The sequence below is a fragment of the Mesorhizobium sp. M0663 genome, from assembly GCF_040320585.1.
In the GTDB taxonomy this organism is placed as follows: domain Bacteria; phylum Pseudomonadota; class Alphaproteobacteria; order Rhizobiales; family Rhizobiaceae; genus Mesorhizobium.
In genome coordinates, this window is the sequence record NZ_JAMYPX010000014.1 from 85743 (window position 1) to 109046 (window position 23304).

20 protein-coding genes and 1 pseudogene are annotated in these 23304 nt (G+C 61.2%); 13 read left to right on the forward strand and 8 right to left on the reverse strand.

The annotated features are described in order from the left end of the window. Positions 1 to 74 precede the first annotated feature (74 nt). The 3 genes and pseudogenes from NKI54_RS22430 to NKI54_RS22440 form a co-directional block, all read right to left on the reverse strand. Positions 75 to 612: pseudogene (locus NKI54_RS22430) on the reverse strand (SDR family NAD(P)-dependent oxidoreductase); the annotation flags it as partial. Beyond that, a complete protein-coding gene (locus NKI54_RS22435) occupies positions 613 to 1452 on the reverse strand; it encodes a succinate dehydrogenase/fumarate reductase transmembrane subunit (protein WP_352692433.1) in 840 nt (279 codons plus the stop codon). A 424-nt stretch (positions 1453 to 1876) separates the two neighbouring features. After that, a complete protein-coding gene (locus NKI54_RS22440) occupies positions 1877 to 2668 on the reverse strand; it encodes a class I SAM-dependent methyltransferase (protein ID WP_352692434.1) in 792 nt (263 codons plus the stop codon). Between the two features lie 143 nt (positions 2669 to 2811). Here NKI54_RS22440 and NKI54_RS22445 point away from each other — a divergent pair, with 143 nt between their 5' ends. From NKI54_RS22445 to NKI54_RS22455, 3 genes are read left to right on the forward strand one after another with little or no spacing between them, the layout of a single operon-like run. Next, the gene (locus NKI54_RS22445) at positions 2812 to 3921 is read left to right on the forward strand and encodes an ABC transporter substrate-binding protein (RefSeq protein WP_352692483.1); all 1110 of its coding nucleotides are present in this window, start codon (positions 2812 to 2814) and stop codon (positions 3919 to 3921) included. Beyond that, positions 3911 to 4990: a FecCD family ABC transporter permease gene (locus NKI54_RS22450; RefSeq protein ID WP_352692435.1), complete on the forward strand. Its 1080-nt coding sequence runs from the start codon at positions 3911 to 3913 to the stop codon at positions 4988 to 4990. The genes NKI54_RS22445 and NKI54_RS22450 overlap by 11 nt, the downstream gene beginning before the upstream one ends. Beyond that, positions 4984 to 5823 carry an ABC transporter ATP-binding protein gene (locus NKI54_RS22455; protein ID WP_352692436.1) on the forward strand — a complete coding sequence of 280 codons (840 nt, stop codon included), beginning with the start codon at positions 4984 to 4986 and terminating at the stop codon, positions 5821 to 5823. Before NKI54_RS22450 ends, NKI54_RS22455 begins: the two co-directional genes overlap by 7 nt. A gap of 88 nt (positions 5824 to 5911) precedes the next feature. Here NKI54_RS22455 and NKI54_RS22460 read toward each other — a convergent pair whose 3' ends face one another. Continuing rightward, positions 5912 to 6790, reverse strand: coding sequence for a GNAT family N-acetyltransferase (locus NKI54_RS22460; protein ID WP_352692437.1), 879 nt, complete (start codon positions 6788 to 6790; stop codon positions 5912 to 5914). 242 nt (positions 6791 to 7032) lie between these two features. Between NKI54_RS22460 and argE the strand changes: the two genes are divergently transcribed. The 5 genes from argE (at position 7033) to NKI54_RS22485 (ending at position 12176) form a co-directional block, all read left to right on the forward strand. Continuing rightward, positions 7033 to 8157 (forward strand): acetylornithine deacetylase, encoded by a 1125-nt coding sequence (gene argE, locus NKI54_RS22465; RefSeq protein ID WP_352692438.1) that lies wholly within the window; start codon positions 7033 to 7035, stop codon positions 8155 to 8157. 15 nt (positions 8158 to 8172) lie between these two features. Then, positions 8173 to 9096: a 2-hydroxyacid dehydrogenase gene (locus NKI54_RS22470; protein ID WP_352692439.1), complete on the forward strand. Its 924-nt coding sequence runs from the start codon at positions 8173 to 8175 to the stop codon at positions 9094 to 9096. A 14-nt stretch (positions 9097 to 9110) separates the two neighbouring features. Next, the gene (locus tag NKI54_RS22475; protein WP_352692440.1) at positions 9111 to 9467 is read left to right on the forward strand and encodes a cupin domain-containing protein; all 357 of its coding nucleotides are present in this window, start codon (positions 9111 to 9113) and stop codon (positions 9465 to 9467) included. Between the two features lie 171 nt (positions 9468 to 9638). Beyond that, on the forward strand, positions 9639 to 10682 hold the full coding sequence (locus NKI54_RS22480) for a tartrate dehydrogenase (RefSeq protein WP_352692441.1): 1044 nt from the start codon (positions 9639 to 9641) through the stop codon (positions 10680 to 10682). Positions 10683 to 10700: 18 nt separating this feature from the next. Continuing rightward, entirely contained in the window at positions 10701 to 12176 is a 1476-nt protein-coding gene (locus NKI54_RS22485; RefSeq protein WP_352692442.1) for an NAD-dependent succinate-semialdehyde dehydrogenase, read from the forward strand. A gap of 157 nt (positions 12177 to 12333) precedes the next feature. Here the strand turns inward: NKI54_RS22485 and NKI54_RS22490 are convergent, their stop codons facing one another. Continuing rightward, positions 12334 to 13023 carry a haloacid dehalogenase type II gene (locus NKI54_RS22490; RefSeq protein WP_352692443.1) on the reverse strand — a complete coding sequence of 230 codons (690 nt, stop codon included), beginning with the start codon at positions 13021 to 13023 and terminating at the stop codon, positions 12334 to 12336. A 427-nt stretch (positions 13024 to 13450) separates the two neighbouring features. On the opposite strand from NKI54_RS22490, the gene NKI54_RS22495 reads away from it, so the two are divergent. Then, complete coding sequence (locus NKI54_RS22495; protein ID WP_352692444.1) at positions 13451 to 14827, forward strand: aspartate aminotransferase family protein; 1377 nt, start codon at positions 13451 to 13453, stop codon at positions 14825 to 14827. Between the two features lie 309 nt (positions 14828 to 15136). On the opposite strand, the gene NKI54_RS22500 is transcribed toward NKI54_RS22495, so the two are convergent. From NKI54_RS22500 to NKI54_RS22510, 3 genes are all read right to left on the reverse strand, one after another. Next, complete coding sequence (locus NKI54_RS22500) at positions 15137 to 15613, reverse strand: Lrp/AsnC family transcriptional regulator (protein ID WP_023678802.1); 477 nt, start codon at positions 15611 to 15613, stop codon at positions 15137 to 15139. Positions 15614 to 15623: 10 nt separating this feature from the next. Continuing rightward, positions 15624 to 16697 carry a tartrate dehydrogenase gene (locus tag NKI54_RS22505; protein ID WP_352692445.1) on the reverse strand — a complete coding sequence of 358 codons (1074 nt, stop codon included), beginning with the start codon at positions 16695 to 16697 and terminating at the stop codon, positions 15624 to 15626. Positions 16698 to 16781: 84 nt separating this feature from the next. Then, complete coding sequence (locus NKI54_RS22510) at positions 16782 to 18107, reverse strand: NAD(P)/FAD-dependent oxidoreductase (RefSeq protein ID WP_352692446.1); 1326 nt, start codon at positions 18105 to 18107, stop codon at positions 16782 to 16784. 157 nt (positions 18108 to 18264) lie between these two features. On the opposite strand from NKI54_RS22510, the gene NKI54_RS22515 reads away from it, so the two are divergent. The 4 genes from NKI54_RS22515 to NKI54_RS22530 all read left to right on the forward strand — a co-directional run bounded on the left by NKI54_RS22515 (position 18265) and on the right by NKI54_RS22530 (position 23278). Next, entirely contained in the window at positions 18265 to 18468 is a 204-nt protein-coding gene (locus NKI54_RS22515; protein ID WP_352692447.1) for a hypothetical protein, read from the forward strand. A gap of 416 nt (positions 18469 to 18884) precedes the next feature. Beyond that, entirely contained in the window at positions 18885 to 20549 is a 1665-nt protein-coding gene (locus NKI54_RS22520) for an ABC transporter ATP-binding protein (RefSeq protein WP_352692448.1), read from the forward strand. A 23-nt stretch (positions 20550 to 20572) separates the two neighbouring features. After that, complete coding sequence (locus NKI54_RS22525) at positions 20573 to 22243, forward strand: peptide ABC transporter substrate-binding protein (RefSeq protein WP_352692449.1); 1671 nt, start codon at positions 20573 to 20575, stop codon at positions 22241 to 22243. Positions 22244 to 22327: 84 nt separating this feature from the next. Further along, on the forward strand, positions 22328 to 23278 hold the full coding sequence (locus NKI54_RS22530; protein ID WP_352692450.1) for an ABC transporter permease: 951 nt from the start codon (positions 22328 to 22330) through the stop codon (positions 23276 to 23278). The last annotated feature ends 26 nt before the right edge of the window (positions 23279 to 23304 follow it).

The window sequence follows — 23304 nt, forward strand, 5'->3', positions numbered from 1 at the left end:
AAGCGAAAGCGACCACCCGTCCGCAAACGAACATGTGAAGCACTGCGCTGCCCGGAGAAGATAGAGATCGGCTGCTATCCGTAGCGGGCGGCGGGAAGTTTGAGGGAAAGGTTAGGCATCATTATTCTCCGGGCGCCCTCGTATGGGTCCCAATCGGCCGCATCGGGGAGCGAGGAGATGGTGATCGATTCACCTTGGCCGAAACTTGCGAATGCAGCGTCGACCATTGCCTCTGCCTTCATGACGACTTCGCCGGGAAGATGGTCACGCGACATTCCGGCTGTTTCCCAGAATCGGCAGCCGTGGCCCCCGGAAGCACGGCTTGAACCCGGACGTTTCTCTCGCCGAGTTCCTTGTGAAGCGAGAGCCCAAGGGCAAGGACGAAAGCCTTTGAGGCGCCGTAGACTCCGTTCAGGATCTCCGGGTTATGGCCAGAACGGAAGCGAGGTTGATAATCGCCCCGCCACCCCTGCTCACGAGTGCTGGGGCAATGGCATAGGTGAACCGCATCAGTGCAACAACGTTCAGGGCGATGATGTCGTCCATCCGGTCCACATTTGACGCGAGCAGTGGCGCTGTGGCGCCGATAGACGCGATCGAGTGCAGGCGGGTTCAGTTGGTGCTGGTTGTGGCGGTGAACCCGCACTGCTTCTGTTCCATATCGATCTGCTTCGTGATGCGGACGGCGTTCTGTGCGTAGGCCTCCGTCACGGAGCCACTATTCACAGTCTTGGCCTTCAGCGGGCTCACGCCTGCACAGAGGTGGAAAACATGCGGCTCGGTGGACTTCGCGGCTCCGTTTTCGGGCGCGATCCAGTAGACGACATCCTGACCGGCGGGGTGGCTCGCGTCCCGCGTCGCCGCCGTCACGGCGGCGGTGTCCGTCGCGATCGCCTGCGCCTGAGCGGCGACATCGGGCGAACAGGCGGTGGTGGGCTGCCCCGACTTGATCTGGGCTGCGCATGCGTTCATATCCTGGGTGTACTGTTCGACCGACGGGGGTTTGAAACTGATCCCCATGACCGTCGCGAGCACGGCCAGCGCAGCGCCGACGCCGCCGGCAACCTTCTTGGTCCGCGGATCCATGTTTTTGTCGGTGAGGATCAGGAAAACCAGCGGGAGGAAGGCAATCAGTGTGATGATTGCGCCGAGCTGGTTTTGGAAGAAGAACCTGGCCGCGTCGGATGCACGAGCCGGATCGTGCCTGTTGGCCGCCTTCCATAGCAAGTTGCCGGCGATTGCGAAAATCGCGATGCCGACCAGAAGGCCGATGACCAGCGGCAGGTGTTCCTGGTCGAACTTGTTCTGGCGAAGCAGCATAATTCCGTAGATCTCGCCGCCAATGGCGACGACCCACGAGAGTGCGGCGAAAAGGCGAAGACGCGTGGCGGAGGACTTCTGGCCCTGCGTCGCTTGCCAATCCTTGGTAACGTCTGGCTTGTTGTCGGTCATTGACCAGATCCCCTGATATCGACACTTCTGCGGGCGGCGTTAGACCAGAAGGCGAACCCGCCCTGCGCAGCGTCATTGAACGAGCATCACCTGCCTCAGCGACACGGCGAAAATGTGAGCGCCACGGCAGGCCTCATCTCCATTCATAATTCATATTGCGCATGAGTGAATCCGTCCATACCCACGCAGGCAGACGCCTATGCGGCGATGGCTTCGTTCTTCTTAATCTCTGGCTCGAACTTGACGTAGCGGACTGACAACTTACGGCCCTATAAACGCGACGTAGAGTATCGGCTTGGCAAAGAAGCCTCCTGCGCACCTCCGACGTCGCATATCTGCGGTTCGGATGTCAGATGAAGAATGGCGCGGTGAGAGCCGATAATCGTCGATAGATGGGTTGTGGAAATCGTTAGAAATTTCCCAACTACGAGGCCGACTTGGTCGCGCAGATCGCGTAGCGATGCTGCGTCGAGCGTTCCAGCGCCCTGAGGAAGTTCATGTGCCGTGCCTGCGCGCGATGAATCGCGCCGAGCCGGGTGTCGACCACAGGCATCTCAAAGCCAGCCTCCACGAGAAGCGCGCAGACCTCGTCCGCTTTGGCGCCGTGCGAAAAGTGCAGCCGCGACAGGATGCTGCGATGGCGGTCCGCCATCACCTGATCCAGTCCGTGGACCGGCCCGACTGTCCGGCCAACGGCCCTTTCCAGGACTTGTCGCAGAGAGGTTACCCAGGTCTTACTGGCGAAATCACCATCAATGATCAGCAGCCGTCCGCCAGGCTTGAGCAGCGAGAACCATTCGGCGAATGCCGCTCGCGGATCCACCAACGTCCAGACGAGATGACGAGTGACGAGGACGTCATAGCTTTCTCCGTTTTCAAGGGTGCGCTCGGCGTCGCCGATCAGAAACCGGATGCCGCTTTCCCTCTGCATCGCCTTTGCACGCGCGCGGGCAAGCATAGTCTCTGACCAATCGAGCCCGGTCACGGCATAACCCAGGTCGTGCATGAGATGAGATACGACCCCAGTGCCGCAAGCGAGGTCGAGCGCGCGACGCCCATCCCCGCGCCCCAAGTGCTTGAGTATCAGCCTGTGCCAGGCCAAGCGTTCCCGCGGTGAGAAGATTTCATGCCCTACCGAAAGATCGAATGTTCCGGCGCGCGTCGACCAATAGTCGCGTATCTCGTCCCGCAGCGAATAATTGGGCTCGCCTGCCATTCCTGACCCCTTGTCGTCGTACCAGTCTGGAATGGCTCTAAAAGATATTTCTTGAGAATTGAAGTCATCTTTTATAAGGCACCTCTGGCTAATCCACTTCAAAAGAGGGCGCGATGAATTTTGGAAAGATCCCAGCACGGACGATGTCGGCCGTTATCGTCGCCCTGTCGATGACGCTGGCCGCCAGGGCCGAAATGGTTGCAGTGACTGACATCACGGGCCGCCAGGTCGAGGTGAACGTCCCGGTCGAGAAGGTAATCCTGGGTGAGGGCCGGCAGGTCTATCTCGTCGCGGCACTCGACACCGAGGATCCGTTCAAGCGCATCGCTGGCTGGCGCGAGGATTTCAGCCAAGCGGATCCGGACAATTACGCCGCCTATCTGGAAAAATTCCCCAGGATGGCGGAGATCCCGACTTTTGGCGGCTTCAAGGACGGTACTTTCGACGTCGAGCAGGCGGTGTCGCTCAAGCCCGACGTCATCCTGATGAATATCGAGTCGAAGCAGGCTACGGAAGACGGCAAGTATATCGAGAAGCTCGCCGCTGCCGGCATTCCGTTGGTCTATGTCGATTTCCGCGAGCGCCCCTTCACCAACACCGAACCCAGCATGCGCCTCTTTGGCAAGCTGTTCGGCAAGAAGGAGCGCGCCGAGGAATTCATCACCTGGCGCGCCGCCGAGATCGCGCGCGTTACCGATGTCATCGAGAAGGCCAAGCCGGAAAGGCCCAAGGTCTTCATCGAACGCGCCGGCGGCTATTCCGATGACTGCTGCATGAGCTTCGGCGACGACAATTTCGGCAAATTCGTCGAGATGGCAGGCGGCGACAACATCGCCAAGGACATCATCCCCGGCACGTTCGGCACGCTCAATCCCGAACAGATCATCGCATCCGACCCGGATCAGATCATCGTCACCGGCGGATGGTGGGAAGCCTATGTGCCGGGCGGTGCCTGGGTCGGCGTCGGGCCCGGCCGTGATCAGGCAGAGGCGCTGCGCAAGCTGAAGGCGCTGACCGAGCGGCCGGCGCTGACCGGCGTGAAGGCCGTCGAGGACGGCGCGGTGCATGCCATCTGGCATCAGTTCTACAACAGCCCCTATCAGTTCGTGGCCATCCAGCAGATGGCGAAGTGGCTGCATCCGGATCTTTTCGCCGATCTCGATCCCGAGGCGACCTTCAGGGAGTTGCACGAGAAATTCCTGCCCGTCGCATACCGGCCCGGCCACTGGGTCTCGCTGACCGATGTCGATTGAATCGACGGCCGTCAACACCGCGCTCGACAGCACCGATGGACGAGGGCGTTACCGCGCTCTCGTCTGGCGGCGGCAGTTGATCCTTGCCGGCCTCGGCGCTGCCCTGCTCTTCAGCCTGTGCGTCGACCTTGCGGTCGGTCCCGCCCGCTACGGACTTGGCGAGGTCGTGCGGGCACTTGTGTTCCCCGACACCGTGCCGCACCAGGTGCGCGTGGTGCTCTGGGAGATCCGCATGCCCGTAGCCCTGATGGCCATTGTCGTCGGGGCGGCGCTCGCCGTGGCCGGCGCGCAGATGCAGACTATCCTCAACAACCCGCTGGCGAGCCCCTTCACCCTCGGCATATCCGCCGCCGCGAGCTTCGGCGCCGCGCTTGCACTTGCCTTCGGGGTGAGGCTTCTTCCCGCCGCAGTCGAGTATGTAGTGCCGATCAACGCCTTCGTGATGGCGATGCTGGCGGCCTTCCTTATTCACGTGCTGAGCGTAAAGCGCGGCGTCAGCGCGGAGACCATCGTGCTGCTCGGCATCGCGCTGGTTTTCACCTTCAACGCGCTGCTCGCGCTCGTCCAGTTTTTCGCGCCGGCGGAAGCGCTGGCGGCGGTCGTCTTCTGGACAATGGGCAGCCTCACCAAGGCCACCTGGCCCAAGCTTGCAGTCACCACATTCATTCTTCTGGCAGTCTTACCCATTTTCGCGCGGCGCGCCTGGGCGCTGACGGCGTTGAGGCTCGGTGAGGACAAGGCGGCCAGCTTCGGCGTCAAAGTCGGTCGCCTGCGGCTCGAAACGCTCATCCTGGTGAGCCTCCTCGCCGCCATTCCCGTCGCCTTCGTCGGCACCATAGGTTTTATCGGTCTCGTAGGCCCGCACATTGCGCGCATGGTCATCGGCGAGGACCAACGCTTCTTCCTGCCCGCTTCGGCCCTTGCGGGCGCGCTCATCCTGTCGGCTAGCTCGGTCGTCAGCAAGTCGCTTATCCCTGGGACGGTCTTTCCGATCGGCATCGTCACCTCGCTGATCGGCATCCCGTTCTTCATCTCGCTCATCCTGTCCAGCACGAGGCGCTCATGGTGACGATCCGGCTCGAGGCGCTCGGCGCGCGCTACGGCACGAGCCTCCGGCTTCGCAATGTTACGACGCCTGCGTTCGAGGGCGGAGACATCGTGGCCGTGATCGGTCCGAATGCCGCCGGGAAGTCGACGCTCTTCAGGCGCATCGCCGGCCTCCTGGACGGACCGGGAGCAATGCATGTCGAGGGGGCCATTCGCGGGAAGAGTGGCATCTGCTACATGCCACAGGAAACGTCCGCCAACGCGGTGCTCACCGTCTATGAGTCAGTGTTGCTCGCCCGTAAGCAGGGTATGGGCTGGTCTGTGGGCGACGATGATCTGGCTCGCATCGATGAGACGCTGGCGGCGCTCGGCATCGCCGACATCGCTTTCCGCAACATTAGCGAGCTTTCCGGCGGCCAGCGGCAACTGGCCAGCCTGGCACAGACGCTGGTGCGCGAGCCGGAGATCCTGCTGATGGACGAACCGACATCAGCACTCGATCTGTCGCGGCAGGTGGAAGTGCTCGGCCTCGTGCGGGGACTTGCTCAGGCGCGAGGCATGGTCGTGCTGATCGCCCTGCACGACCTCAATCACGCCCTGCGCTTCAGCGATCAGACAATGGTCATCGCGGACGGCCGGCTGATCGCATGCGGGTCATCGCCGGACGTCATCACATCCGATCTGCTGCGGGACATTTATCACCTCAACGCCCGCATCGAGCCGTGCTCGCGCGGCATCGGCCATGTCATCGTGGATGGCGTGGCGGATGGGCGTCGGACGGCCATTATGTCGGCAGCGGAAACTGAATCCTGGATTAGGAGCAGATTCGAAGCGGCAGCCGTTCCGGCCGCGTGACGGCAACCGCATTATGCCGGTGGATCGACGCGCGCACTGATCGACCTGATTCTCTGACCGCTGGTTGAAGGCGACAGTATGCTTGCATTCAGCTCAAGGCGTGGCCGGCCAATCCATAGACCCAAGGCCCATTGTCTTGCCGGTTCAGGAAGCGGCGCCCTTTGGACATGGTCGTAACGGTCTCGGCAATGCCGAGGCCGCACTGCTGGAGAAACGCGGCAAACACGCCATCCTTCTCGCGGGTGTCGACGCGGGCGAATCGTCCTGCCAGTTCCTTCAGATGCACGGCTGTAAGATGGACTGCGTCGAGATCGTTTCGCGCGACCATGGGGCCGATCACGTGACCACGCCCGAACTCGCGACACATGGAATAGCCGACGATTTCGCCGCCGCGGCTCAAAGTGCAGATTGAGGCATCCGCTGCGAGCAACGCGAGCAGCCTCTCGCGGTTTATCCCTAACGCGCGCGTATCCAGCGGCGTGATGTCCTTAAGCCTGTCGCTCGACAGCGCCTGCAATTCACCGTTCAAGGCCGGCATAGCCGGGAGTGTTTGTGGGACCTCCCCCTGGCGCTGGTATACGATCGCCTCGGTCGTGAAGCCGAGTGAAACGTAGAGGGGGTAGGCAGCATGGGTCGCGTTGAGCGCCAAATTGCGATCGCCGCACTGCTCAAGGACTAGGTCCATGAGCCATCGGCCGCCTCCTTGCGCTTGTGTGCGTGGCGTTGTGATCACCAGGCCAATGGTGGCAAAGTCGTCCCCGTGGGGAAACCACATCGCGCTCCCGAAAACGCGTCCAATACCATCAACGGCAACAATGCCGCGGCCGGCACGGCGCAGAAAGTCCCAATCCTTCGGCCGGTGAGGCCAGCGGACTGAGATCGACAGCGCGTGCAGTAGCTTGACGTCGACATCATCAATGTCCCGCGCGACCAGTTCGAAGGATTTCAGGCGTACTGATCTCTGCATCTCAATCGATCCGCTTCTTCAACGAATGCGCAAGGCACGCGGTGTTGATCCTGTCATCGATCGCCATGTCGCGACATACCTCTTTTGCCGCAGCATTATACGGGAAAGCCAGCAGGTTTCGCTGGTTCGAGGTGCTTTTTCGCAATCTTCGGCCAAAGCACGACGCAATTCGGCAGGGAACACTGCTGCCTGCGGATAGGCTGGTTGTACCCGGTGATAGTGTGCAAGCAGAGCGGACCGCCATGAACGTGGAAGAAATCCTCGCGACCCTGGTTGCATTTCCCTCTGTTGTGGGCACGCCAAACGGCGCGATCGTCGATTGGATCCGCGACTATTGTCAGGCAGCCGGAGCCGAGGTGACGGTTCTCCCCGGTCCCGAGGGCGACCGGTCCAACCTTTTCCTCACGATCGGCCCGCGCCAGGGTCGGGGCTACATCATCTCCGGGCATATGGATGTCGTCCCGGCCGGCGAGCCGGAATGGAGCTCGGACCCGTTCGTTCTGCGCCGCGAGGGCGGCAGGCTTTACGGCCGCGGCACCTCCGACATGAAGGGCTTCCTCGCCTGCGCATTGGCGGCGCTCCCAGGACTTGCGGCGATGAACCTGCGGCAGCCAGTTCATCTCGCATTCTCATATGACGAAGAGGCGGGGTGCCGTGGTGTGCCGCATCTCCTAGCCGCGTTGCCGAGCTTATGCGAGAGGCCGCTTGGCGCGATTGTCGGCGAGCCGAGCCGGATGCAGCCTGTGCGCGCGCACAAGGGGAAGGCCGCCGCGCGGCTCGAGGTGATCGGGCGATCCGGCCATTCCTCACGCCCCGATCTCGGACTCAACGCCGTCCACGCCATGGCCGGCGTCATCGCGCACGCCGTGGCCTATGGCCGATCCCTCGCCGACGGGCCGCTCGATGACAATTTCGAGCCCCCGTATTCTTCCTTGCAGGTGGGCGTCATCGCCGGTGGACAGGCGGTCAACATCATCCCTGGCCACTGCACAGCCGATATCGAGGCGCGCGCCGTGCCCGGCGTTTCTCCAGCCTCCCTGCTTGAGCCGGTCAAGGCCCGGCTTTTCGCCCTGCGAGACAGCGGCTTCGATGTGGCGTGGCACGAGTTGAGCACCTATCCCGCCCTTGCGCCCGCCAACGGGAGCGAGCTAGCGGCCGTTCTGACGGAGCTGACGGGGCAGGAGCCGCTGACAGCTGTGAGTTACGGCACGGAGGCCGGACTTTATCAGCAGGCCGGCATCGATGCGGTCGTTTGCGGACCCGGCGACATCGGCCGTGCCCATCGTCCCGACGAATATATCGAGATTGGTGAACTCGCCGCTTGCCGGAAGATGATCGAGGGGCTCGGCGCGCGTCTTGCGGCCTGAAGGAAGGGCGGTCACATGGCGTTTCTTTTCAATTCCGATGCGGCGCGTGCTGCGGTCTTCCGCGAGATCTTTGCGCGCCAGCTCCCGGATCTGGAATTCGTCCATTCCGGGGACGAGATGGAGCCGGAGAAGGTGCGCTATCTCATCACCTGGACGGTGCCGGACGAGATCTCGCGCTACCGCAATCTGGAAGTGCTGTTTTCCATCGGAGCGGGCGTCGACCAGTTCAAGCAGGACGTGGTGCCAAGCCATGTGAAGCTTGTGCGCATGGTCGAGGACGGCATCATACGCATGATGCAGGAATACGTCGCGCTCGGCGTGTTGGCGCTCCATCGGGAGATGCCCGCCTATCTCGAGCAGCAGAAAAGATGCCTCTGGCAACCGATTGCCGCTCGACAGGCGGCCGAACGCCGGGTTGGCTTTCTCGGCCTTGGGATGCTGGCGCAGGCGGCTATCGAGCGCTTGAAGCCCTTCCGGTATCCGCTTGCCGGGTGGAGCCGCAGCGAAAAGCGGATCGAGGACGTCGCCTGTTTTCACGGCACGGACCAACTCGCGGGCTTTCTGAAGCAAACGGATATTCTCGTCTGCCTGCTTCCGCTCACGGAACAAACGCACGGCATGCTCGATGCAGGGTTCTTCGACTTACTGCCCGTCGGGGCGCAGCTGCTGCATGTCGGCAGGGGTCCGCAACTGGACCAGGCCGCGCTGATCAACGCGCTCGACACCGGTCACGTATCTGCGGCGATGCTTGATGTCACCGATCCAGAACCGCTCCCGGAAGACCATCCGCTGTGGTCGCATCCGAAGGTGATGATAACGCCGCACATCGCCTCGGTGACGCAACCGCATACGGCGGCACAATCCGTCGTTGACAACATCCGGCGCCACCGCGCCGGAGAAGAACTGATCGGCCTCGTCGATCGGACACTCGGCTACTAACCAGGAAACATCACATGTCACTTCTGATCACGATCGACACAGTTCCAGACTTCGCGCCGAAGGAGGCACTACCGGCTCCGGAGCGGCTCATTTCCGGCAATCCATCCTTCAAGACCTGGGCGCAGGATGCCTCGAAGGGAGAAAAGGTGCTCACCGGTGTCTGGGAGGCGACGCCCGGCGAGACGCATTCGATCAAGGGCACGATCTACGAGTTCTGCCTCATCGTTTCGGGTCTCGTCGAAATCGAGGAGAAGGGCGGTGAGACCAAGACCTACCGCGCCGGCGACAGTTTCGTGATGAAGCCTGGTTTCGTCGGCGTCTGGCGCACTATCGAGACCGTGCGCAAGATCTACGTCTGCGTCTATGACTGAGTTCAGTGCTTAAGGTCCGGCCGAATAGCGCGCGGCGGTTCCAGAACAATCGGCTTTTCAAGTTCCGCCTGACGCGATTCGACGCCGCCGGGCGGCTCATCCTCGACGGAAAATGCGGCAGGCGGTCGACTATTCTTCCGATGACGTTAGTGCGAATGAGGACCTCCATCAATGAAGACCTACAAGATAGCGCTCATCCCCGGCGACGGCATCGGCAAGGACGTCACGCAGGCGGCATGGCAGGTGCTGCAGGCGGCGGCTAAGCAGGGCGGTTTCGCCCTTGATGACACAAGATTCCCGTGGTCGTGCGCCCACTACCTGGAGACCGGTGCAATGATGCCGTCAGACGGCATCGAGACACTTCGAAAATTCGATGCTATCTATCTCGGCGCTGTGGGCTGGTCCGCGGAAGTGCCCGACTCAGTATCGCTTCACGGACTGCTCCTGCCGATCCGGAAAGGGTTCACGCAGTACGCCAACATACGACCGCACCGGCTGTTGCCGGGCGTTCAGGGGCCGCTCCGCTCCGATGGCTTCGATATCCTGTGCATCCGCGAGAATACGGAAGGCGAATATTCCGGCGCCGGTGGGCGCGTTCATTCCGGCACGGCCGATGAGGTCGCGGTAGAGACCGCGATCTTCACGCGTACGGGTGTCGAACGGATCATCCGTTTCGGTTTCGAACAGGCGCGGGCGCGTCGCAGGAAGCTCGCATCTGTCACCAAATCCAACGCGCAGAAACACTCTATGGTTTTCTGGGATGAGGTCACGCGCGAGGTGGCGAAAGACTATGCCGATGTGGAGGTCTCGCACTACCACATCGACGCCATTGCCGCCCGCATGGTCCTGGCGCCTGAAAGCCTCGACGTAATCGTCGCATCGAACCTTTTCGGCGACATCCTCACGGATATTGGAGCGGCCATTCAGGGCGGGCTGGGTTACGCCGCCTCCGCCAATATCAATCCCGATCGCAGCGCGCCTTCCATGTTCGAGCCGGTCCATGGTTCGGCGCCCGACATCGCGCATCTCGGTGTCGCCAATCCGATCGCCGCGATCTGGTCCGGTGCGATGATGCTCGAGCATCTGGGCGAGGGGCAGGCTGCGGCAGAAGTGATGTCGGCAATCGAGTCCGCAACCGGGCGGGGGATTGGCACGATCGCAGGCAAGGACAGGACTGAAACAATCACGCAGGCCGTGCTGGCACGATTGAGCTGAAAGGGCAGAGGAAAGACCATGAATGCGATGACGAAGATTGGCATGTTCAACGACTCCGACCTTTTCCGCCAGCAGGCGCTGATTGGCGGTGTCTGGCGGGATGGCGAAACGAAGGGCGTGGTCGATGTCATTGACCCTGCCAGCCAAAGTGTTCTCGGCACCGTTCCCGCAATGGGCGAGAACGAGACGAGAGCGGCAATCGATGCCGCGGCCGAGGCCTTCAAAAGCTGGAAGAAGAAGACCCATGCCGAGCGTGCAGGACTTCTGGAGCGCTGGCACGACCTCATTCGTCAGCACGAACAGGATCTCGCGCTCCTGCTGACGCTGGAACAGGGCAAGCCGCTTGCCGAGGCGGTGGCGGAAATCCGCTACGGCGCATCTTTTGTGAAATGGTTTGCGGAGGAGGCGCGCCGGATCGGTGGCTCGACCATTCCGTCACCCACGGCCGATCGCCGCATTCTGGTGCTGAAAGAACCCGTCGGCGTCTGCGCCATCATCACGCCGTGGAATTTCCCCAACGCGATGATCGCACGCAAAGTAGCACCGGCGCTGGCCGCAGGTTGTACGGTTGTCATCAAGCCGTCGGAATTTACGCCATTCTCGGCGCTGGCGCTCGGGGTTCTGGCGGAACGGGCAGGTATCCCTGCCGGCGTGATCAATATTGTGACCGGCATGCCCGTCGAAATCGGCAACGAACTGATGGCCAACGAGACGGTGCGCAAGATCTCGTTCACCGGTTCGACCCGCGTCGGTGCGCTGCTCATGCGTGGTGCGGCCGATAGTATCAAGCGGCTGAGCCTGGAGCTTGGCGGCAACGCACCCTTTATCGTCTTTGACGACGCCGATCTGGATAAGGCAGTTGAAGGGGTGATCGCATCCAAGTTCCGCAATGGCGGTCAAACCTGCGTCTGCGCGAACCGGATTCTTGTGCAGGAAGGCGTTTACGACGCTTTCGCCGAAAAGCTGAGCCGGCGCGTCACGCGGATGAAGGTTGGCGCAGGGACCGACGAGGGCACTGAGATCGGCCCGATGATCAACGCGGCCGCGATCGACAAGATCGAGCGTCACATCGCGGATGCACGGGCGAAAGGTGCGCAGATTATCGCCCAAAGCGAGACGATGCCGGAGGGTAAGCAATATGCACGGCCCGTCGTGCTGGGAGAAGCTACTACGGGGATGCTCCTGGCATCGGAAGAGACGTTCGGTCCGGTGGCGCCGCTTTTTCGCTTCGAGACGGAGGAAGAGGCCATCGCCATTGCGAACGGTACGCCGTTCGGCCTTGCCGCCTACTTCTACACCGACAACCTCAAGCGCTCATGGCGTGTTGCCGAGGCGCTGGAGTTCGGTATGGTCGGGCTCAACACAGGCATGATCTCGACCGAGGTTGCGCCTTTCGGCGGTGTCAAGCAGTCCGGAGTGGGGCGCGAAGGATCGCAGCTCGGCATCGAGGAATATCTCGAGGTCAAGGCGCTTCATGTTGGCGGGCTTAACTAGTTATCTTGCAAGCAGGTGGAAACACTTGCAGCCCCTAAAGCGTTGGAACAACAAAGAAAGGGGCGGTGAAAACCGCCCCTTTCTCTATTGCGACCAGTGAGCATTAACGTTTTTGGGAGCGCCTCAGTCTGGTGCGACTGCGCCAGCAAACAAACGTTCAGGCGAATTCCCGAACGGGCTCCAGTCCGACGGCGCCGGCCAGACCGCCGATATCCTTGATTTCGGTATATTCGTAGAAGGGGTTCGCAGGCTCGTGGCCGCGGTTCACCCAGACCTTGCTCTTGATACCGAGATCATAGGCGGTCATGAGATCGTAGCGAAATGAGGACGACACGTGCGTAATGTCCTCCGGGCCGCAGCCTAGTTTGTCGAACATATATTCGAAGCCCTTCATCTGCGGCTTGTAGGCGCCCGTCTCTTCGGCCGTGATGACCATGTGAAAGGGTGCGCCGAGTTTCTCCACGTTCGACATGATCAGGCTCTTCATGGAGTTCGACAGGATCACCAGCGGAATCTCCTTGGCGACCTTGGCCAGGCCCACCGGGACATCCGGGTGCGGACCCCATGTCGGCACTTCCGCATAGATGCGCTGGGCATCCTCGGGCCGGAATGCGACGCCGTTGCGCTTGCAGGTCCGTTCCACGGAATTGTGCACGATCTCGCTGTACGGCTTCCAGGCGCCAAGGACCTCATCGAGGCGATAGGCCGAGAAATCCTTGATGAACTGCGCCATCCCAGCTGGGGAGAGCTGCGCACCATATACGCGTCTCGCCGCGCCGGCCATGTCGAAGTTGGTCAGTGTACCGTAGCAGTCGAAGGTGATGTATTTCGGTCTGAACTGGGTCATGAGCGTCGATCCTTCCAATCCTGTCGGCACTGCGTGCCTTTAACAGCAAGGATCATAATGAGGACCGGAGAAGACTAGTCGCCGCATTCGATGCGCCCTGAAGCAGATTGTTTTGTATTGCGTGAGAGCTTTGGCAGAGAGTTGCGCCTGAGTTCGTTTCGAGCTTCGGCGGGCGCGCGATCTCTCAGCCGTGCGTGGCATAAGATGCGGTGCCAGCGGCAAAGGAAAGTCAAAACGCCTATCGCTCAGGTTCTGGTCGGGAGGAACTGCTGCCCGCGGCAGCCTATCTTGGACTTAGAGAATTCAGGCCCGGAATGAACCATGACCGCGCAGCAGATCATGCTGGAAAACGAGCTGAAGGACGAAACCACACCACACCGGACTTATGCTCTCGTCAGTCAGGCACTGCGCTGAATCGGAGGAAGAAATGCTGGCAAACTCACTGATCGAACTCGATCGCGCACATCTGGTTCACCCGTTTTCATGCTATCGGAGCCACGAGGAGACGGGCGTGCGGGTGCTCAAATCCGCCAAAGGCGCAACCGTGACCGATGCAAGCGGGAAAACCTTGCTGGACGGATTCGCCGGTCTATGGTGTGTAAACATCGGATACGGCCAGGAAAGCGTCGTTGAAGCAGCAGCAAAGCAGCTAAGAGAGCTTCCCTATGCGACGGGATATTTCGGACTGGGGTCCGAGCCTGCCATTCGCCTTGCTGCCAGGCTTGCCGAACTGGCGCCCGGCGATTTGAACCATGTCTATTTCACGCTTGGCGGCTCCGACGCAGTCGACAGTACGATCCGCTTCATTCGCTATTACTACCATGCCAAGGCTACGCCGCAAAAGGACCAGTTCATCTCGGTCGAGTATGGCTACCATGGATCCTCGACGGCAGGGTCAGGTCTGACCGCGATCCCGGCTTTCCACGCGGGTTTCGGCGTGCCTTACGACTGGCAGCACAAAATTCCTTCGCACTACGCCTATCGCAATCCGGTCGGTTCCGACCCGCAGGCGATCATCGCTGCATCGGTCGCGGCGCTGCGGGCCAAAATCGCGGAACTCGGCGCGGGCCGCGTTGCGGCCTTCTACGCCGAACCCATCCAGGGTTCGGGCGGTGTCCTCGTTCCACCGACAGGTTGGCTGAAGGCTCTGCACGCCGTGTGCAAGGAACACGACATTCTGTTCGTTGCCGACGAAGTCATCACTGCCTTTGGCCGTACCGGCCCGCTCTTCGCGTGTGAGGAAGACGAGGTCGTGCCGGATTTCATGACCACGGCGAAGGGACTGACCTCGGGCTACGTGCCGATGGGCGCCGTTTTTATGTCGGCCCAGGTGTACAATACGATCGCGGACGGAGCCGGCAAAGCGGCTGTCGGCCATGGCTATACTTATTCGGCCCATCCCGTTAGCGCGGCGGTCGGGCTCGAATGCCTGCGTCTTTATGAAGATGGCTTGCTCGAGAATGGGCGGAAGGCGGGCAAGCGCCTGATGCAAGGCCTTCGCTCGCTCGCCGACCACCCGCTGGTGGGCGACATTCGCGGTCGCGGCATGCTGGCAGCAATCGAGTTGGTCACCGACAAGGCACGCAAGACGCCGCTGCCGGTGGCGGCCGATCCGGGGCGCCGCATCTTCGAGCGCGCGTGGGCGAACGGCCTTGTCATCCGCGCCTTCAACAGCGGCATCCTCGGCTTTGCGCCGCCGCTCTGCTGCACCGAGGACGATATTGATGGAATCCTCGAACGTACCCGAATGACGCTGGATCAAACGCTCGAAGACAAGGACGTGCGGTCAGCGATGCAGGGATGATCATTGCCATCGCCGAAGCGACCTCGGTCAAATGCGGTAGACGCCTAATGCATGTCGCGCAAAAGTGTGCAGCGGTTTTGCGATAACGACATGCATCAAAACAAGAACCTAAAGCGCGTCGCATGAGGCCGGTCGAACGCGACGCGCTTTAGCGGCCCCGAAACAAATCCTCAGGTGATGCCGCCGTCTGCCAAGTGCCAAGCATTTGCCGGTATGTGGAATCGCTTGCCGTTGCACAAGCGCAGCGAAAACAGCAAGAGGGAACGCTGGCGCGCGGCTCTCCAGGTCCAAGACTGCGGAGCAGCTTTCTCATTTGTCGAAAATGATGTCGAGAGGCAAATGGGATTTCACGATCGGTGACTTCAGCACGACGAAGCTGAAATATTTGTCGATTCCGATATCCAATTCGATCATGCGCTCCATGATCGTCTGGTACTCGCTGATGCCCGCTGTGACAAACTTCACAAGATAGTCGTAGCCGCCTGAAACCAGATGGCATTCGATGACAGAATCGACTTTCTGAATTGCGGTGAGAAATCTCGCGAAGTCGTTCTGTTGATGGTGCTTGAGCGTGACTTCGGTGAAGATCGTTAGAGTCTGTCCGAGCTTGGACACATCGATCTGGGCGGAATAGCCGGTGATGAAGCCTTCCGCCTGAAGCTTCTTCACCCGCATCAGGCAAGGGCTCGGCGAAAGGTTGACCAGGTCGGCAAGCTCGACATTCGTGACCCGCCCGTTCTTTTGCAGTTGGGATAAGATCTTGATGTCGATCCTGTCGAGCTTCATTGGAAACCTGTCAGACGTTCGAACCGCGGATCGCCCGACAGACGGCGTCCGTCACCTCCTGCGTGGTCGCTGTCCCTCCTACGTCCGGCGTCAGCACGCCTTCACTCGTCACCGCTTCCACAGCGCTCATCAACCGCACGGCCGCTGCGCTCTCGCCCAGATGTTCGAGCATCTGGGCAGCGGTCCAGAAGGTGGCGACCGGGTTGGCAATACCTTTGCCGGCGATGTCGAATGCCGAGCCGTGAATTGGCTCGAACATCGAGGGATAGCGCCGCTCGGGATCAATGTTGGCGGTCGGTGCAACGCCGAGACTGCCCGCGAGCGCGCCTGCAAGGTCCGACAATATGTCGGCGTGAAGATTGGTGGCGACGATCGTATCGAGGCTCCGAGGTTTCAACGTCATACGCACTGTCATAGCATCGACTAGCATCTTGTCCCACGCGACGTCCGGGAATTCCCGCGCCACCTCGGCTGCGATTTCGTCCCACATTACCATGCCGTGACGCTGCGCGTTGGATTTCGTAACAACTGTCAGGAGCTTTCGTGGCCGTGACTGCGCCAGCCGGAATGCATAGCGCATGATGCGGGTGACGCCGACGCGCGTGAAGATCGCGACCTCGGTTCCGACCTCCTCGGGGAGTCCGCGATGGGCGCGGCCGCCGTGGCCCGAATACTCACCCTCGGAATTCTCCCGCACGATCACCCAATCCAGATCGCCAGGGCCAACGCCCGCCAGCGGCGAAACAATCCCGGGCAATATTCTTGTCGGCCGCACGTTCGCGTATTGATCAAAGCCTTGGCAAATCGGCAGCCGGAGGCCCCAGAGCGTGATATCGTCGGGCAGGTCGGGAGCGCCGACCGCGCCAAAGAAGATGGCGTCGAAGCGCTTCAGTTGCGCCACCCCATCTTCGGGCATCATCCGACCATGGGCCTTGTAATAGTCTGAGCCCCAGTCGAAGTGCCGGACGCGGAGCTTGAAGTCGCCGCAGCGCTGCTGCAGCACCTCAAGCGCCTGGAGACCTGCGGCAATCACCTCTGGGCCGATCCCGTCGGCAGGAATGGCGGCAATCTCATATTCGCGCATCGTCACTTCCCTGTTTTTTGGTGCTGGCCGCCTCGTGACCTCAATCTCGTGTGCGATCGATTGTATGTTGGCAAGACGGTCTTCTCAGAATTCAGCGACCTTGCCCCACGCAGCAGTCTTCAGGCGCTCGGGCCTATAAGGACGCGGATCGACGATAGGCTCGCTGCCTGTAATGATGTCGGCGATCATATGCCCCGCGCCGGGGCCGATCCCGAAGCCGTGACCGCTGAATCCCGCCGCCAGGATGAAGCCCGGAATCCCCTCCACTTCGCCGACTGCGGGAATGCCATCGGGTGTACTGTCGATATAACCCGCCCATACATCGGAGATCGCGACGCGTTGGAGTTCGGGGATCAATTCGCAGGCTCTTCGATATGTCAGCCGAATCTGTCCCATGTCGGGCTTCGGGTCGAGAATGCGGTTCCGTTCCATTGGCGTGATGTCGTCGAGGGCCCATTTGCGCAGGCTTTCATGGCCTTGACGCCAGCCCTCGAAGGCGCCCGGGGCGAGATTGCGCCAGCGGCGGGCGAACATAGGTACAAACTCGCGGCTGAACCTGAACTGCTGCAGCGTTGGATCGACACGCGCCCGCCCGCTGATCGCCAGCGCGTATCCACCGTTGCTGCGCCGCGTCAGAGAGACGCGCGTGGTATGCAGGGCATCCGGCAGGCTGTTTGCGCCGGGTGCCACGGCCAGAATGGACGAACGCACGGCAGCTTGCGGGAAACGCACACCAAGCTGGTTGCAGAAGGAAGAAGCCCACGCGCCCCCGGCCATGACAACAGTCTTTGTATGGATGGTGCCCGCTTCGGTCACCACAGCGCTCACCCGGCCGGCGCTCAATTCCAGCCCGCGCGCCGCGCAATGCTGATGTACGGTGCCGCCCGCCGCCATGATGCCGCGCGCCGCAACCGGCACTGCCTTGGAAGGGTCCGCCGTTCCGTCAGTTGGCGAGAACACGCCACCTTTCCATTTGCGGCCCGTCGCTTTGCCCCGTTCGGTGGCTTCTTCCGCGCTCAGCATGTGCGTGGTGATCCCGACCGTTCTCGCAAAATCGCGCCACTTCGCCCAGCCTGCCAGCTCATTTTCGTCTTGTGAGAGATAGAGGAGCCCGCAGCGGCGAAAGCCGGTGTCTTGGCCGGTCTCCTGTGCCACCTTGTCCCAGAGGTCGAGACTCTTGGTCGCCATCGGCAGCTCGCGCGCATCGCGGTTCTGCTGGCGGCACCAGCCCCAGTTGCGGCTGGACTGCTCGGCCGCGATGCGCCCCTTCTCGACCAGGGCGACCTTGAGGCCACGGCGCGCCAGATAGTATGCGCTGAACACGCCCACCACGCCGCCGCCGATAACGACGACGTCCGCCTCGCGAGGGAGGGAAGGGCTGCAGTCGATGTGCATGAGCGGCGCGGGCATGGATGGGACTCCGGTAATTTGAAGCATCCTAACCTGCCGCCCGCAGAGGCAGGCTGCCGGAGTTTGTGCCTGGACGGAATTTCCTGCGTTTAGCAGCCTCCAGGACAGGCAATTATTGCGCGAAAAGCTCGCTGCGAGCCAAGCAGGAGTACACTTCATGCAGTCGCGTCATCTGCGGTATGGGCGGCACACGGCGCAGTTGTCGACCTTGATCGGCAGCGCCTTGGCCGACATTGTGATGGGCCGCACGGTCACCAATCCGCTCGGCGGCATGGCCTGCACATGTGCCGATGTACACCGGAAAGCCTTGGTCCTATCCCTCTTGGGCGCGTATTGCCGGATGAAGGATATGGTTGCCTGATCCCGGTTTCCGCGCCGAAACGGGAACAGAGTGAAATGCCGAACTGGATGTTCTTTTCAGAAGTTCCTGCCGCGCGAGGGCCAAGTTTCGAAGACTCTGCGGAAACAGAACAGTCAAACTGGCTGGAAGAACGGAGCAACCCTTCCTTATGGTAGGCAGGCTCCAGAGGACATCCGACAGGCAGGGCTTGCCCCTTCGGAGAGTTCTCCAAGAAAAAAGGGAACAGAGTCCGGTACACGGACCGGATTTCATAAGGGAACCGCCAGGATGAGCAGAACCCGTCTCTCGCAGACTCAGCGCGCGAAGCGCCGAGAAGGCCAGACTACGGCCGCTACGGTGAGGCGCTTCTGCTCAAAGGGCGATGAAGCGGTCCGCAACAGGGTGGACGCGCTCGGTTGAAAGGGGAGGTGATCTCGATGGTCGCAAGCATCCAGGCTGTAGCCCCCCACGATGTGGCGCTTTCGGTGCGCGACCTCACGGTGAATTTGCCGCAAGGCATGGAACGGACCCATGCTGTCAAAGATATTTCCTTCGATCTGAAACGCGGCCAGATACTCTGCATCATAGGCGAGTCCGGATCGGGTAAGTCGGTCACGGCGAACGCGATCATGGGGCTACTGCCCAAGGTGATCCGCCTCTCATCGGGAATAATCCAGCTGGAGGGGATGAACATCGTCGGCATGTCGCCAGACAAGCTGCGCAATCTGCGTGGACGGGTCGTGTCGATGATCTTTCAGGACCCGCTCTCGGCGCTCAATCCCCTGATGACGGTGGGCGCGCAGATTGACGAGGTCATGGCAGCGCATGGCTTCGGCACGCCACAAACCTGTCGAAGCCGCGCAATCGAACTGCTCACTGAAGTAGGCCTGCCAGATCCCGAACTCATGTATTACCAGTACCCTTTCCGGCTTTCGGGCGGGCAGCGGCAGCGCGTCATGATCGCCATGGCCCTGGCGCTCGAGCCGACGGTGCTGATTGCGGATGAACCAACCACCGCGCTCGACGTCACCACCCAGGCTCAGATCCTGCAACTGATCCGTGACATTCAGCGGCGCAAGGGCATGAGCGTGATGTTCATCACCCACGATTTCGGCGTGGTGGCCGAGATCGCCGACAGCGTCGTGGTGATGGAAAAGGGCCATGTCGTCGAACAGGGCAGCGCCGAGCAGGTGCTGAAGTCGCCCAAGCACCCTTATACCCAGCGCCTGATTGCAGCCGTACCGCATTTGACCGGCGAAGATCGCCCTCGTCCGGAGGCTGCCAGCAAGGAGCCGATCCTGAAGGTTGAGGGTCTGGTGAAGACCTATCGCGGCGGCAGCGCGCTGTTCGGCGCGCAACGAGTTGTGACAGCGGTCAACGAGGTTTCGTTCGAACTGGCGCCCGGCCGCACGCTTGGGGTCGTAGGCGAGAGCGGTTCGGGGAAATCCTCGCTGGGCCGGCTGCTGATCAAGCTGCTGGACAATGACGGCGGCGGGATCTTGTTCGAGGGCTGTGACATAGCCAGGCTTTCCGAAGCGAAGTTCCGCCCGCTTCGACCGCGGATCCAGATGATCTTCCAGGATCCCTTCGCTTCTCTGAACCCACGCTCGACGGTCGGTCACATCATGACGGTAGGCCCGATGGCACACGGGATGCCTTATGTCCAAGCGCGCGATGAAGCGCGTGCGCTTCTGGCCCATGTCGGTCTCGATGCCGGCGCTTTTGGCCGCTACCCGCACGAGTTCTCGGGTGGGCAACGCCAGCGCATCGGCATCGCTCGTGCGCTGATGTTCAAGCCGAAGCTGTTGATTGCCGACGAGGCGGTCTCCGCACTCGACGTGTCGATCCAGGCGCAGATCCTGCAGCTTCTGGACCAGATCCAGCGCGAGACGGGCGTGTCGATGGTCTTCATCACGCACGACCTGCGCGTCGCCAGCCAGATCTGCGACGAAATCGCGGTGATGCAGAAGGGCCGGATCGTCGAGCGCGGACCGCCCTCGCAAATATTCCTGAACCCGCAAGCAGCCTACACGCGCCAACTGGTAGCGGCAATTCCAGGAGAGCGGCCGGGCAATGCCCGTTCAGTAGCAGCAAACGCATAAGCAATAACAAGAGAGGAACTACCATGACCAAAAATTCATCGACTACGTCCAACTACTCGAGGCGCGAAGCGCTGCGACTGATGGCGATAGGTGGGGCTGCAGGCCTCATCGCGCCCAATCTCTTGGGCAAGCCCGCCTTCGCCAAGACCCCTCCTGCAGGCCCGGCCGGTCGCGTCATCGTCGGCCTCTCCCAAGAGCCGACCGTGTTCAATCCGCTGATGGCGCATATCGAAGTCGATGACGCGGTCCATTTCTCGGTTTTCGACGCGCTGGTCCGCATGGATCCCCAAGGTGGCCTACATCCAAACCTCGCAGCCGAGGTGCCAAGCCAAAAGAACGGCGGCATTTCGGAGGACGGTCTCAACTGGCGCATTCGGTTGCGTGACAATGCCCGCTGGCACGACGGTGAGCCCTTCACGGCCGAGGACGTGAAATTCACCCTTGAACTCATCACGAACCCGAAGTTTCGCGCTTGGCGCACGAGCGGCCATTCGCTCGTGCAGGACATCACAGTGGTTTCGCCCACCGAGATCACATGGCGGATGAAGGAGGCTTTTGCGCCCTATCTTTCGTTCTTGGCCGAAACGTTCATCGTGCCCAAGCACATTCTGGAGAAAGAGGCCGATCCGAATACAGCCGCGTTCAACCAGGCGCCGGTCGGCACCGGCGCATTTAAATGGAGCGAGCGCGTCGCAGGTGATCACATCGAGCTCGTCGCCAATCCTGAGTACGCGGGCGAAGGCCCCTATGTCGAGCAGCTCATCTTCAAATACATCCCCGACATGACAGTGCTCTACACGCAATTCAAGAGCGGCGACGTGGACCTGGTCGATCAGTCGTACATCACCGCCGACCATTATACTGAAGCCCGCGAACTAGCAGACCGCGTGGTGACACTTGAGACCGGGTCATCCCTGGAGTCGATCTACCTCAATTTGGGCCGCCCGCAGTTCAAGGAGTTGGCAGTGCGCCAGGCGCTCTACGCCGCCTTGGATAGGAAAGCGATCGTCGACACGATCTATTACGGCGTGGGCACTCTCACCGAGACCTTCATGCCGAAGGAGTCCTACTACTACGACCCGAACCTGCCGGTTCAGGAGTTCAATCTGGACCGGGCGCGCCAAATCCTTGATGAGGCCGGCTGGGTGCCGGGGCCGGATGGAATCCGCGCCAAGGATGGGGTGCGACTGTCCTTCTCGAACTCGACAACTTCTGGCAACAACCTCCGCGAGCAGACGCAGCAGTTCCTGCAGCAGACGTTTGCCGAGATCGGCGTCGAGATGACGATCTCGAATTTGCCGGCTGCAGTCATGTGGGGCGAGTTCTGGCTGAAATCGCAATTCGACACCGCCATGGTGGGCGTCACCTATCTGATTGCCGCGGACCCCGACGCCACAAACCGGCTCCATACGAAGGCAATCGCCGCTCAAGGCGGACACGGTTCGAACACCGGGCAATATTCCAACCCTGAGGTCGATGCCCTGCTCGAAAAGGGCGCTCGCAGCTTCGATCCGGAAGAACGACGCGGGATCTATAATCGCGTGCAGGAAGTGGTGCGCCATGATCTGCCCTTCCTGCCGCTGTTCGCGTACACAATCGTCCTCGGGCGCAAGAAAGGGTTGGACGGCTTCGAGCCCAACGCCAACACCCGCACCGCGTCGTGGGATGCCGCAGCCTGGCAGTGGAAGGCCTAATCCACGCAGTTGCCGCCGCCCCGCCGATTCCGCCGCAGCGGCGGCAACAGACTAAAATCATCAACCCACAATGGAGGGACTCGAATGCGCGGCTTCCTGCTCAATCGCCTCTCGCAGAGCCTGGTGCTGCTTGTGATCGTTTCGATCATCGGCTTCGGCATTCTGAACCTCCTTCCCGGCGGCCCGCTGGCGCAATTCGGGCTCGATCCCGGAATGACCCAGCAGGATATCGAGCGTCTCAAGGGGCTGCTGGGCCTCGATCGACCCATATGGATCCAATATCTGGACTGGGCATGGCGGCTGGTGCGGGGCGACTGGGGTCACTCCTTCCGCGACGGAGCGCCGGTATTGGAGGTGATCGGCAGCCATCTCTTTGCCACGCTGCTGCTGATGGGGTCCTCAACCGCAATTGCGATCTCCATTGGCGCCTGGATTGGAATCCGAGGCGCCACGCGCCGCTACTCGCTGTTCGATTATCTTGCAACTGTCGGGGCCATGGTTGCGTTGTCGGTCCCCACCTTCTGGTTCGGACTCGTCGGCATCTACGTCTTTTCCCTGAAGTTGGGTTGGCTGCCTGCGGGTAATATGTCCGAGATCGGCGACGCCTCAATCCTGGGCTACCTCCACCATCTGATCCTGCCAAGTATCGTGCTGTCGCTGGTCCATGTCGCGATCTGGAGCCGCTACATGCGGACGGCCACTCTCGACGCCATTAGCCAGGACTTCGTCAAGACGGCTCGGGCCAAGGGGTTGAGTGAACGCCGGATTCTGATGAAGCATGTCGTCGGCAACGCACTTTTGCCGATGATTACCCTGGCCGGGATGCAGCTTCCCAGTGTCCTCACTGGCGCGCTCGTGACCGAAACCGTCCTTACCTGGCCAGGAATGGGACGGTTGTTCCTCGATAGCCTTGGTTACAGCGACTATCCGGTTGTGATGGGGCTGCTGATGTTCTCCGCCATCCTCGTTCTGCTTGGAAACCTGATCGCCGACATTGTCGTCGCTATTGTCGATCCGCGCATTCGTCTGGCTTGAGCGCGCAACTTCCCCGACAGGAGACA

Bases quoted from the DNA above. Each gene is read 5' to 3' on its own strand.
- NKI54_RS22525 (WP_352692449.1), top strand. From the start codon at position 20,573: ATGACCAAAAATTCATCGACTACGTCCAACTACTCGAGGCGCGAAGCG.
- NKI54_RS22455 (WP_352692436.1), top strand. From the start codon at position 4,984: ATGGTGACGATCCGGCTCGAGGCGCTCGGCGCGCGCTACGGCACGAGC.
- NKI54_RS22495 (WP_352692444.1), top strand. From the start codon at position 13,451: ATGCTGGCAAACTCACTGATCGAACTCGATCGCGCACATCTGGTTCAC.
- NKI54_RS22500 (WP_023678802.1), bottom strand. From the start codon at position 15,613: ATGAAGCTCGACAGGATCGACATCAAGATCTTATCCCAACTGCAAAAG.
- NKI54_RS22475 (WP_352692440.1), top strand. From the start codon at position 9,111: ATGTCACTTCTGATCACGATCGACACAGTTCCAGACTTCGCGCCGAAG.
- NKI54_RS22505 (WP_352692445.1), bottom strand. From the start codon at position 16,697: ATGCGCGAATATGAGATTGCCGCCATTCCTGCCGACGGGATCGGCCCA.
- argE (WP_352692438.1), top strand. From the start codon at position 7,033: ATGAACGTGGAAGAAATCCTCGCGACCCTGGTTGCATTTCCCTCTGTT.
- NKI54_RS22515 (WP_352692447.1), top strand. From the start codon at position 18,265: ATGCAGTCGCGTCATCTGCGGTATGGGCGGCACACGGCGCAGTTGTCG.
- NKI54_RS22480 (WP_352692441.1), top strand. From the start codon at position 9,639: ATGAAGACCTACAAGATAGCGCTCATCCCCGGCGACGGCATCGGCAAG.
- NKI54_RS22435 (WP_352692433.1), bottom strand. From the start codon at position 1,452: ATGACCGACAACAAGCCAGACGTTACCAAGGATTGGCAAGCGACGCAG.
- NKI54_RS22445 (WP_352692483.1), top strand. From the start codon at position 2,812: ATGTCGGCCGTTATCGTCGCCCTGTCGATGACGCTGGCCGCCAGGGCC.
- NKI54_RS22440 (WP_352692434.1), bottom strand. From the start codon at position 2,668: ATGGCAGGCGAGCCCAATTATTCGCTGCGGGACGAGATACGCGACTAT.
- NKI54_RS22530 (WP_352692450.1), top strand. From the start codon at position 22,328: ATGCGCGGCTTCCTGCTCAATCGCCTCTCGCAGAGCCTGGTGCTGCTT.
- NKI54_RS22460 (WP_352692437.1), bottom strand. From the start codon at position 6,790: ATGCAGAGATCAGTACGCCTGAAATCCTTCGAACTGGTCGCGCGGGAC.
- NKI54_RS22520 (WP_352692448.1), top strand. From the start codon at position 18,885: ATGGTCGCAAGCATCCAGGCTGTAGCCCCCCACGATGTGGCGCTTTCG.
- NKI54_RS22490 (WP_352692443.1), bottom strand. From the start codon at position 13,023: ATGACCCAGTTCAGACCGAAATACATCACCTTCGACTGCTACGGTACA.
- NKI54_RS22470 (WP_352692439.1), top strand. From the start codon at position 8,173: ATGGCGTTTCTTTTCAATTCCGATGCGGCGCGTGCTGCGGTCTTCCGC.
- NKI54_RS22510 (WP_352692446.1), bottom strand. From the start codon at position 18,107: ATGCCCGCGCCGCTCATGCACATCGACTGCAGCCCTTCCCTCCCTCGC.
- NKI54_RS22450 (WP_352692435.1), top strand. From the start codon at position 3,911: ATGTCGATTGAATCGACGGCCGTCAACACCGCGCTCGACAGCACCGAT.
- NKI54_RS22485 (WP_352692442.1), top strand. From the start codon at position 10,701: ATGAATGCGATGACGAAGATTGGCATGTTCAACGACTCCGACCTTTTC.